The following is an 11195-nucleotide window of genomic DNA, read 5'->3' on the forward strand; positions in this document are numbered from 1 at the left end:
TCACGCCGGGGGTCGCGGGTTCGAGTCCCGTCCGCTGCGCCATACAAGGCTTCGAGGCCCTTGAACTCCTCGAAGCGACAGAAAAGCCCCGACTTGTCGGGGCTTTTCTTTGCCTGCGGGAAAGTGCTTTCAGCCCTGGGTGGAGAAGCCGTTACGGCGGATCTGGTCCGTCATCGGCAACGCCACGGCCACCAGCCAACAGGCCGGCCACCATCCACGGCGGGGCCGGTACGCCCAGTTCATTCAGCGCCAACGCGCCACTCATGGCGCCACCGGCAAGCTGGAGCCCTGGCCGCTGCGCCTGGCGCCGGGGGAGGACGAGCCGGCGATTGAGACACTGATTGCCTCCTCGCCGATTACCTGGAGCACAGCGGAACTTTCTGGATGTTCTGGCCGTCAAGTCGTCATGCCTCTGCAAAACTGCGGGTACTGATCGACCACCTGAGCGAAGGTCTTTTTCCTGAAAAAACGCTGTCGTAAGGTATTCAAGACACTAAAAGCGCGCGCTCTGGAATGGCGATCTGATGCACAATACGCCCCGGACCGTTTTACTCAGGATTATCAATGTCGACATCATTCCACTTGCGTACCCTGGCAATGGCCGTGGTGCTGGTGGGCACCGCAGGTTGCTCCTCGCCCAAGACCGCCGTTTATGAACATGAGAATTTCGACGATTCCGGAACCTTCTCGCGCAACTATTCGGTGAACGAGAAAGCCTCCTGCGAAGCGGCCCGACGTGCCTTGCTCAGCCAGGGTTACATCATTACCAGCACCGATCCCAAGCTGATCACCGGCAACAAGAGTTTCCAGCAGACCGGCGATACCCATCTGCAGATCAGCTTCAGCATCGTCTGTGCCGCCGATGGCAGCAGCGGCAAGCGTTCGACCGTGTTCGCCAACGCCCTGCAGGACCGTTATGCGCTGAAGAAGCTCAACAACTCGGCCAGCCTGGGTGTGGGCGTGCTGGGTTCGGTGTCGATGCCGATCGGCTCGACGGATGATTCGATGGTCAAGGTGGCCAGTGAGACGGTGTCCTCGGCGACCTTCTATGATCGGTTCTTCAACCTGGTGGAACTGTTCCTGCCGCCCGAGGTGAAGAAGGAACAGCACACCGACGAGAAGCCCAAGGCTGATCTGGGCGTACCGGAGAGTGCCGCGGCGACCAGGCCGGAAGCGGCACCGGAATCGGTCAAGGCGGCCGAGCCCGCACACACGGAGCCCAGTCATGTGGCACCCGCCCCTACCGAATCGAGCCCGGCCGCTCCGGCCTTGAGTGCGCCGGCCGTTCCCGAGCCGATCAAACCGCTGCCTGAGGCGGCTCCGGCAACCCCTGTCGAAACGGCGCCGGCCACTGAGAAATCGACCCAGCCGGTAACGACCACACCGGCAGCCGAGTCCGCACCGGCAGCGACGCCGGCCACCACCGAACCGGCTACGCCGGCCCAGTGAGGCGTCGCGTCAGATCGCCGCGGGATCGGGTTTGTCGACCTCGATCCCGTAGCGACTGATGGCCTGCGCTACGCTGCTGCGCGGCATCTGCCCGTCATCGGCCAGGGCCTTGAGCGCGGCGAGGACGATGAAGTGGCGATCGACCTCGAAGAACTGTCGCAAGGCTTCGCGGGTATCCGATTGGCCGAAACCATCGGTGCCGAGAGCGACGAAACGCCGGTCGTTGACGAACGGACGAATCTGGTCGGCGAAGATCTTCATGTAGTCCGTCGCCACCACCAGTGGCCCGTCATGTCCGCGCAGGCAGCTTTCCACATAGCTCAGCCGCGCTTCCTCCTCTGGGTGCAGCAGGTTCCAGCGCTCCACCGCGTGCCCTTCGCGACGTAGCTCGGTCAGGCTGGTGGCGCTCCACACATCGCTGACCACGCCAAAATCGTTGCGCAGCAACTGTGCCGCGGCGAGCGCTTCGCGCAGGATCGAACCACTGCCCATCAATTGCACGCGGGGTTGCCCGTCGACCGGCTCGGCGCCAGGCTCGAGCAGGTAGAGCCCCTTGAGAATGCCTTCCTCGACGCCCTCGGGTATCGTCGGGTGCGGATAGTTCTCGTTGAGCAGGGTGATGTAGTAATAGACATCCTCCTGCTCGACATACATGCGCCGCATGCCTTCGTGGATGATCACCGCCAGCTCGAAGGCGAAGGTCGGGTCATAGGACACGCAGCAGGGGATCGTCGAGGACAGCACATGGCTGTGGCCGTCATCGTGCTGCAGGCCTTCGCCCATCAAGGTGGTGCGGCCCGAAGTGGCACCGAGCAGGAAGCCCCGTGCCCGAGCATCGCCGGCCGCCCAGGCCAGGTCGCCGACCCGCTGGAAGCCGAACATCGAGTAGTAGATGTAGAACGGCACCGTCATCAGGCCGTGGTTGCTGTAGGAGGTGCTGGCGGCGATCCACGAGGAAATGCCGCCGGATTCGTTGAGACCTTCCTGGAGAATCTGCCCGTCGCGACTTTCCTTGTAGTAGCTCAACTGCCCGGCATCCTGCGGGGTGTAGAGCTGGCCTACGGCGGAGTGGATGCCGATCTGGCGGAACAGGCTTTCCATGCCGAAGGTGCGTGATTCGTCGGGTACGATCGGCACCACCCGCTTGCCGATATGCGGGTCCTTGAGCAGTGTGCCGAGGATACGCACGAAGGCCATGGTGGTGGAGATCGCGCGCTCGCCGGTGCCTTTCAGTAGCGCCTCGAAACTCTCCAGGGGCGGAATCTGCAGGTTTTCGCAGGCCGAGTGGCGGGCTGGCACATGGCCGCCGAGTTGCTGTCGGCGTGCGGTGAAATAGCGGGCTTCCTCGCTGTCGATCGGGGGCTTGAGGTAGGGAATTTCCTCGGCCAGTTGCTCGTCCGAGACTTCCAGGCCAAAGCGGTCGCGGAAGGCCTTGACCGCGTCCAGGTCCATTTTCTTCAGTTGATGGTTGATGTTCTGGCCTTCGCCGGCTTCGCCCATCCCGAAGCCCTTGACCGTCTTGGCCAGAATCACCGTCGGCTGGCCGCTGTGGCGCATGGCTGCGGCGTAGGCGTTGTAGACCTTGTCCGGGTCGTGGCCGCCGCGAGAGAGTTTCCAGATGTCGTCGTCGCTCAGGTCGGCCACCAGTTCCAGCAGGGCGGGGTACTTGCCGAAGAAGTGCTCGCGCACGTAGGCGCCATTCTGCGATTTGTAGTTCTGGTACTCGCCGTCCACGCACTCCATCATGCGTTGGCGCAGCAGGCCACTGCGGTCCTTCTCCAGCAGCGCATCCCAGCCGCTGCCCCAGATCACCTTGATCACGTTCCAGCCGGCGGCGCGGTACAGGCTTTCGAATTCCTGGATCACCTTGGCGTTGCCGCGCACGGGGCCGTCCAGGCGCTGCAGGTTGCAGTTGACGACGAAAATCAGGTTGTCGAGCTTTTCCCGTCCGGCCAGGGAGATCGCCGCCAGGGATTCCGGCTGGTCCATCTCGCCGTCGCCGAGGAAGGCCCAGACCTTGCGCCCCTGGTGCGGCTTGAGATCGCGATATTCCAGGTAGCGCATGAAGCGCGCCTGGTAGGCCGCGGTGATCGGGCCGAGGCCCATGGACACGGTAGGAAACTGCCAGAAGTCCGGCATCAACCGTGGGTGGGGATAGCTCGACAGGCCTTCGCCGCCGACTTCACGGCGGAAGTTGTCGAGCTGGGCTTCGCTGATCCGGCCTTCGAGGTAGGCGCGACCGTAGATGCCCGGGGAAGAATGACCCTGGATATAGACCATGTCGCCGTCGAAGCTCTCGGTACGGCCACGGAAGAAGTGATCGAAACCGACGTCGTACAGCACCGCCGCCGAGGCGTAGGTGGCGATATGGCCGCCGACTCCCGAATGCTTGCCGGCGCGCAGCACCATGGCCATCGCGTTCCAGCGGATATAGGCGTTCAGCCGGCGTTCGAGGGCGAGGTTGCCCGGGTAGGGCTTTTGCCGCTCGCGGCTGATGGTGTTGACGTAGGGCGTGGTGACCCGACCGTGGAAGTCGCCATGGCGGGCGACGTCGAAATCCAGCAACTGGTCGATCAGGTAGTGCGCGCGAGGGCGCCCCTCGTGGGACAGGACGGACTCGATCGATTCGAGCCATTCGCGGGTTTCCTGCGGGTCGTCGTCGAGAATCAGGGCGTTGGGGTGAGTCATGCCGGGCTCCTGGGGCTGCCGATGGGCAGCATGATGGCGGCGCGCAGGTGACGCTCGAACCTTGTGGGTGATGTCGCGCTGGCGCTGGAAAAATGATTGCAATTGCAATCACATGTCCGAATTTATCCCGCCATGCGTTACCATTGCAACCTTCCTGATTTCCCCGGAGGGTATTCATGGCTTCCAACGAGCCCGATGTATGGTTTCGCTTTGTCAGGGCTCATCGCACGGTCATCCGCGAAATAGAGCGGCGCCTGGCCGAGGCCGGGCTGCCGCCCTATGCCTGGTACGATGCCTTGTGGGGGCTGGAGAGTGGCCCGGACGGCAGCCGCCGGATGCATGAGCTGGCGGACGTCATGGCCATCGAGCGCTACAACCTCACGCGGCTGGTCGACCGGCTGGAGAAGGATGGCCTGGTGCGGCGTTCGCGCTCGGAGGGTGACGGACGTGGAGCGTTGGCGTCGATCACCGAGTCTGGCCGGGTGCTGCGCAAAAAGATGTGGAAGATCTACGAGCAGGCGGTGGCCGAGCTGTTTCTCTCGCAGCTCGACACCGACCAGCGCCGCGCTTTCGCCGAGGCGTTGGAGCGTACCGCCGAACTGGCACGCAACGCCGGCAGCGAATCGCGCAAGCGGATCAAGGTCTGAGGAAAGGCCTCTGGCCCTATCGCCAGCAAGCCGGCTCCCACCGGGAACTGCGCCACCAACACGACCTGGGGTCAACGCGATCTTTGTGGGCAGGAGCAGACACAGGATTGCGCCGCGCACCGGATATGGGGTCGACGTGGTCATTGTGGGCGCCGGCTTGCTGGCGATAGCCCCCAACTGTCAGGCCACTCCATAACGCTCGTACGCCTGCCTGACGACCTCTCGCGCTATCCGCTGCTCATCCGCCAGCGCCCCGAGGGCCAGGGCGGCGATCCAGTGTCGGTCTGGCGCCCCCGGCCCGACCGATCCCGCGCCCAGCCCGACGAACCGTGCCGCGACATGTCCGGCCAGCGGAGCGACCACCGTCTGTGGATAACCGGTGACCGCAATCACCGGCGCCGTGCTCTCGCTCAGGCAGTGCGCCAGGTGCGAACGGCGCTTGCGGGCGCCCGGATGCAAGCGGTTCCAGCGTTCGGCACGACTGGCATCGCGAGCCAGGCGGGTGTAGCTGGGACAACTCCAGACCTGTGCCCTCACGCCCCAATCCCGTTCCAGCAGGCTGGCCGCCGCTATCACTTCCTCCAGGGCTCGACCCGCTCCCAGCAGACGGATCGCCGCAGAACGCCTTGAGTCCAGGCGATACATGCCCTTGAGCGCATCGCGTGCCTGCCCCGACGTCAGCGCCGGACCCTGTTCGCGATCATGCAGCGCCAGGTAATAGAATCCCGGATCGCCCTCGATATACAGCCGCTGCAAGGCACCCAGCACGATCGCCCGGGCCTCGGCCCCGGAGGCCGGATCGAACGGCTGGCAGCGCGGATTGCCCGCCAGCCACAGCGGCAGCGAAGGCTGCGCGCCCTTGGGCCAGCGCGAGGGCAGGGTCTCGATATCGTTGCAGAAGATACCTCGCTGCCGGGTTTCCCCGGTCGCCGCGCGGAGCCCGGTGCAATGCTCGGCGCTGAGCAGGTACAACAGCGGGCTTTCCGCTCGCTGCCGGGAGAAGCGCATCGACCAGGCACTGATGTGGGCCGACGGTTTCGCCGTGGGGTGCCGATGATTGCGGATGACCCAGGCCTGCCGGGTTGCCGTGCTGCCATGCTCCAGCCGGTCGGCGATCGCCAGCACGCTGGACAGCGGCGAACCCGCTGCCGGGGTGTCGGCCAGCAGGGCTTCGATGCAGGCACGTGCGGTTTCGGTGGATCTGGCGGATGCGCTCATGTTCGGGTCTGCCTGGGGGAGGGCTTTTTACCCTAAGGCAGGTTGATACCTGATTGCAAATGCAATCAAATTCAATGTGAACGAAAAATGACTGGAAAAAAACCTGACCCATCTGCTAGTTTTTCCATCGAGGAGCACGTCTGGTAATGGAGCGCTTCACTTTTTCTTCACATGGGCAACTTATGCTGGCCCTGCGGGTCGGTAATACAAGCGCTTTTACCTGCGAATACAAGGAGCTTCACAATGGATGACTATCAAGAAGAACTGCTGGAATTCCACGCTTTCGAGATGGACCCTGTCGAACCGGCGGACGACGCTACCGAGCTGTAAACGGTGGCGTTTTTTTGGCTCAGGCGGAATGTCGCTGGCTGCGGCGAAACTCGCCGGGTGTCTGGCCGTTCCAGCGCTTGAAGGCGCGCTGAAAAGCCTCGGCCGAGGCAAAGCCGAGCAGGTAGGCGATTTCGCCAAAGGCCAGTTCCGTATCGCGGATGTAGGTCATCGCCAGGTCACGGCGGGTATCGTTGAGGATTGCGCGAAACTGCGTGCCTTCCTCGGCCAGTTTGCGACGCAAGGTCCAGGTCGGCAGCTTCAGGCGTGCCGCCACTTCTTCCAGGTCGGGTTCCCGACCCCCATTGAGCAACGGCCCCAGCAACTGAGTGATGCGTTCACGCAGGCTGCGGGTGCGGGTCAATTGCTCCAGTTCCCGTTCGCACAGTTGCAGCAGGTGCCGCCAGGTGCTGGGGCAGTGGTCCGGGTTGCGCAGGCCGAGGCTGGCCTGGTCCAGGCGCAGTTGATTGATCTCTGCACCGAAGTGCACCGGGCTGTCGCCGAGCAGGTGGTAGTCGGCGGCGTAGTCCGGTGTTGCGAACTCGATATCGATCCGTTGCGCCCGCAGGGGTTGGCCGGCGACGCTCGACAACTGCTTCAGCCAGCCGGCGATGATCGAATCGACCACGAAGCGGTTGTAGGTGTTGTACGGGCTGATGGAATAGAAGCGCAGCCAGGCGCCCTCGGCGTCCTCGTGGAAGCTCGACTGGCCACGGTAGTTGGAGCCGTAGAGGGGTTCGAAGCGGGTGAGGGTACGGGCGGCCTCGCGCACGGTTGGCGCCTGGGCCGCGGTGATCCCGGCCAGGCCGGCCTGGCTCAGCCGGCTCAAGCGGCCCATGCGCAGGCCCAGCGCCGGGTTGGCGGTGAGCTGGATGGCGGCATGGCCCAGGCGCATGTAGCGTGGGATCGACAGTCGCGCACCGGGCTCGGCCAGGCGGGCCGGGTCCAGGCCGTACTGTGCCAGCAATTCTTCTGGATCATGGCCCAGCTCGCGTACCGCCTCGGCGAGGCTGTGGACGAAGCCCACCGACAGGTCGCCGAGGCGCATGGCGAGCGGTTTCATGGCAACCACAGGTTGATCAGGCGAGCGCCGCGGCCGGCGGCATCGTCCTGGGTGAAGGTCTGGCCGTTGTAGCTGATGAAACTCTGCCCGGAACTGCGCTGGTCCCACAACTGGCCGCGCAGGAACACACTGATGCCGGCGATGGACTGGCTGGCCGCTGGCCGGCCGATCAGGGTCAGGCGGTGCCAGGCCTCGCCCTCGCTGATTTCACCGGGGCGCAGGCCGATCTCGGGTGGGGTGACCGCGCTCCTGAATCCGCGCCAGGGCCGGTCCCAACTGCCCTTGCCGGCGACATAGGCCGGTACCGCGATGAGCTTGACCCCCAGGGCGTCGAGCTGGCGGTAGGCGTTCGGGTACCAACTGTCGTTGCCGATCAGGATGCCCAGCCGGCCGGCCGGGGTATCGACGACGTTCATCCCCTGGTCGGCGGCGCCCAGCACGTAGCCGCGCTGCTCGAAGGTCGGGTACAGCTGGCGCTGTGGTTGGCCGATGGGCAGGCCGTCGGCGCCGAAGGTCAGGCTGGCGTTGTACAGCGAGCCACGGCCGAATTTCAGCGTGCCCTGTTCGACGAACGGCGTGGGCAGCAGGATGGTGCCAGCCACCAGGGTCACGCCGAACTCCTTCGCCAGGCCGCCGAACAGCGCCTGGTAGTCGCTGGCCATGGCCTTGGCCTTCATGCGCAGCCGGGCATCGTCCGGACGGTTGCGGCCCTTGGCCTTGAACAGCGTGCCGGTGAATTTCAGCGGGTTGCTGGCCATCAGCCAATTCATGGCTTCCCGCTGGTCGAGGGCCTGGAACAGTTCGTCCTTTTCCCCGTGCAGCACCAGCCAGGTGCCGATATGTTCGGGCAGCACCACCACGGTCCTGGCGTTGAGCAGGCCGAGACCACGGGCCTGTTGCAGGTAGGCCGCGAGTTTGCGGTGCAGGCGCTGCAGGTTCTGGTAGTCGCTGGGGAACAGCTCCGGCTGGATACCCAGGAGGTTGCCATGCTCGCCGGGCACGCCCTGGTTCAGCGTGAGCCGGATCCGCAGGTCGGACAGGTAGTGGCCGCTGCTGCGCTGTTGGGTCCAGAGGCCGTAGCTGGTCAGCGCGGCGATCAAGGCAGCGAGAAGGATACCGACAAAAAGTTTGCGCATGGGTAAAGCTGGCAGCCTTGGACGGAATTCGCCAACTAGGGTAGGGCTGATGGCGGCACTTGCCAAGCAGGGTTGCGCATTTGGATCAATAACTTGTCAGTTTCGATCATTGAGCCGCCCCCGGCGGCTCTTTAATGTGCCATTCATGAACCTGACGGGGACCGCAGAGCCCCCGCATTCCGTGATCTAGCCTGTCCTGGAGTTTGCCATGACCGCCACCTCGTATCCGCACCTGCTGGCCCCTCTCGACCTGGGGTTCACCACCCTGCGCAACCGCACCCTGATGGGCTCCATGCACACTGGCCTGGAGGAAAAGCCCGGCGGTTTCGAACGCATGGCCGCCTATTTCGCCGAGCGTGCCCGCGGTGGCGTCGGCCTGATGGTCACCGGCGGCATCGCGCCTAACGAGGAAGGAGGGGTGTACTCCGGGGCAGCCCGGCTGACCACCCGCGAGGAGGCGGAGCAGCATCGGATCGTCACCCGCGCGGTGCACGAGGCCGGCGGCAAGATCTGCATGCAGATCCTTCATGCCGGGCGTTATGCCTACAGCCCGAAACAGGTGGCGCCGAGCGCGATCCAGGCACCGATCAACCCGTTCAAGCCCCGGGAACTGGACGAGGCGGGCATCGAGAAGCAGATCGCCGATTTCGTCACCTGTTCGACCCTGGCCCAATCCGCCGGCTACGACGGCGTCGAGATCATGGGCTCGGAAGGCTACTTCATCAACCAGTTCCTGGCGGCTCACACCAACCATCGGACCGACCGCTGGGGCGGCAGCTACGAGAACCGCATGCGCCTGCCGGTGGAAATCGTCCGGCGGGTGCGCGAGGCGGTTGGCACCGACTTCATCATTATCTTCCGCCTGTCGATGCTCGACCTGGTGGAAGGCGGCAGTACCTGGGAGGAGATCGTGCAGCTGGCCAAGGCCATCGAGCAGGCCGGGGCGACCCTCATCAACACCGGGATCGGCTGGCACGAGGCGCGGATTCCGACCATCGCCACGAAGGTGCCGCGGGCCGCGTTCACCAAGGTCACGGCCAAGCTGCGCGGCTCGGTGTCGATCCCGCTGATCACCACCAACCGCATCAATACCCCGGAAGTCGCCGAGCAGGTGCTGGCCGAAGGCGATGCCGACATGGTGTCGATGGCCCGACCGTTCCTCGCCGACCCGGATTTCGTCAACAAGGCCGCCGCCGGGCGTGCCGACGAGATCAATACCTGCATCGGCTGCAACCAGGCCTGTCTGGACCACACCTTTGGCGGCAAGCTGACGTCGTGCCTGGTCAACCCGCGGGCCTGTCATGAAACCGAGCTGAACTACCTGCCGGTCCAGCAGGTCAAGAAGATCGCCGTGGTCGGCGCCGGCCCGGCCGGCCTGGCGGCGGCCACCGTGGCGGCCGAACGTGGGCACCAGGTGACGCTGTTCGATGCGGCCGGCGAGATCGGTGGCCAGTTCAACGTCGCCAAGCGCGTGCCGGGCAAGGAAGAGTTCCACGAAACCCTGCGCTACTTCAGGCGCAAGCTGCAGACCACCCATGTCGAGCTGTGCCTGGACACCCGCGTCGACGTCGCGCAGTTGGTGGCTGGCGGCTACGACGAAATCGTGCTCGCCACCGGTATTGCCCCGCGGGTACCGGCCATTCCCGGTGTCGAGCATCCCAAGGTGTTGAGCTACCTGGATGTGCTGCTGGGACGCAAGCCGGTAGGAGGCAAGGTGGCGGTGATCGGTGCCGGCGGTATCGGCTTCGACGTGTCGGAGTTCCTGGTGCATCAGGGGGTAGCCACCAGCCAGGATCGTCAGGCGTTCTGGCGGGAGTGGGGCATCGACACCGCGCTGGAGGCGCGGGGGGGGATCGCCGGGATCAAGCCCGACGTTCACGCGCCGGCGCGCCAGGTGTTCCTGCTGCAGCGCAAGGCCTCCAAGGTTGGTGACGGACTGGGCAAGACCACTGGCTGGATTCACCGCACCGGGCTGAAGAACAAGCGGGTGCAGATGCTCAACAGCGTCGAGTACCTGAAGATCGATGATGACGGCCTGCATATCCGCATTGGCGAGGACGCGCCGCAGGTGCTGCCGGTGGACAACGTGGTCATCTGCGCCGGCCAGGACCCGCTGCGCGAGCTGCAGGAAGGGTTGGTGGCGGCGGGGCAGAACGTGCACCTGATCGGGGGGGCGGATGTCGCGGCCGAACTGGACGCCAAGCGCGCGATCAACCAGGGTTCGCGCCTGGCTGCCGAACTCTGATTTCGCCACTGAACCGAGGTGTAGGCCGCACCGACCGTCCTGTGGAAGCCGGCTTGATGGCGATGGCGGACACATGGTCACATCCTGAGGCAGATGAGGACTTGCCGGGTGTGGCACGGCGATGTGATCGCCAACCTGTTGTGGGCCGGGTTGGTGAGGCGGGTGCATGATTATCCGCTGTGGGATGCCATCCGGGTGTGATGCTGAGCGTGTGGTGGGTGGCACCGCTTCGCGGTATCGCCAGCAAGCCGGCTCCCACAAAGGCTCGGTGTTTGTCTTCGGGTCGGGAGCCGTTTGATAGACTGGATGCCTTTTGCCAGCGAGCACATCTCCGGTGTTGCCATCCCCTGAATGGCGCCCTCGGGCGCCGCTTGAACCCCTTCACCTCGACTGGCTCGCCCGAGCCGGCGTCGAGGTGGCCG

Annotated in this window: 7 protein-coding genes and 1 pseudogene; 4 read left to right on the forward strand and 4 right to left on the reverse strand. The window is 64.7% G+C overall.

What is annotated here, in order from left to right:
- Nucleotides 1-268: 268 nt before the first annotated feature.
- Nucleotides 269-480: pseudogene (locus tag K675_RS33845) on the forward strand (LysR family transcriptional regulator); the annotation flags it as partial.
- 84 nt (nucleotides 481-564) lie between these two features.
- Nucleotides 565-1449, forward strand: a complete 885-nt coding sequence (locus K675_RS0129505; protein ID WP_017907052.1) for a DUF2242 domain-containing protein — start codon at nucleotides 565-567, stop codon at nucleotides 1447-1449.
- Nucleotides 1450-1458: 9 nt separating this feature from the next.
- Here the strand turns inward: K675_RS0129505 and aceE are convergent, their stop codons facing one another.
- A complete protein-coding gene (gene aceE, locus K675_RS0129510; RefSeq protein WP_017907053.1) occupies nucleotides 1459-4137 on the reverse strand; it encodes a pyruvate dehydrogenase (acetyl-transferring), homodimeric type in 2679 nt (892 codons plus the stop codon).
- 176 nt (nucleotides 4138-4313) lie between these two features.
- Between aceE and K675_RS0129515 the strand changes: the two genes are divergently transcribed.
- A complete protein-coding gene (locus K675_RS0129515; RefSeq protein ID WP_017907054.1) occupies nucleotides 4314-4784 on the forward strand; it encodes a MarR family winged helix-turn-helix transcriptional regulator in 471 nt (156 codons plus the stop codon).
- 180 nt (nucleotides 4785-4964) lie between these two features.
- On the opposite strand, the gene K675_RS0129520 is transcribed toward K675_RS0129515, so the two are convergent.
- The 3 genes from K675_RS0129520 to K675_RS0129535 all read right to left on the reverse strand — a co-directional run bounded on the left by K675_RS0129520 (nucleotide 4965) and on the right by K675_RS0129535 (nucleotide 8528).
- Nucleotides 4965-6002, reverse strand: coding sequence for a transketolase-like TK C-terminal-containing protein (locus tag K675_RS0129520; RefSeq protein WP_017907055.1), 1038 nt, complete (start codon nucleotides 6000-6002; stop codon nucleotides 4965-4967).
- Between the two features lie 349 nt (nucleotides 6003-6351).
- Nucleotides 6352-7392, reverse strand: a complete 1041-nt coding sequence (locus K675_RS0129530; protein WP_026145647.1) for an AraC family transcriptional regulator — start codon at nucleotides 7390-7392, stop codon at nucleotides 6352-6354.
- Nucleotides 7389-8528, reverse strand: a complete 1140-nt coding sequence (locus K675_RS0129535; protein WP_017907058.1) for a carbon-nitrogen hydrolase family protein — start codon at nucleotides 8526-8528, stop codon at nucleotides 7389-7391. The genes K675_RS0129530 and K675_RS0129535 overlap by 4 nt, the downstream gene beginning before the upstream one ends.
- 208 nt (nucleotides 8529-8736) lie before the next feature.
- Between K675_RS0129535 and K675_RS0129540 the strand changes: the two genes are divergently transcribed.
- On the forward strand, nucleotides 8737-10773 hold the full coding sequence (locus K675_RS0129540) for an NADPH-dependent 2,4-dienoyl-CoA reductase (protein ID WP_017907059.1): 2037 nt from the start codon (nucleotides 8737-8739) through the stop codon (nucleotides 10771-10773).
- Nucleotides 10774-11195: the final 422 nt, after the last annotated feature.

It is taken from the genome of Pseudomonas fuscovaginae SE-1, assembly GCF_000364705.1.
Classification (GTDB): domain Bacteria; phylum Pseudomonadota; class Gammaproteobacteria; order Pseudomonadales; family Pseudomonadaceae; genus Aquipseudomonas; species Aquipseudomonas fuscovaginae_A.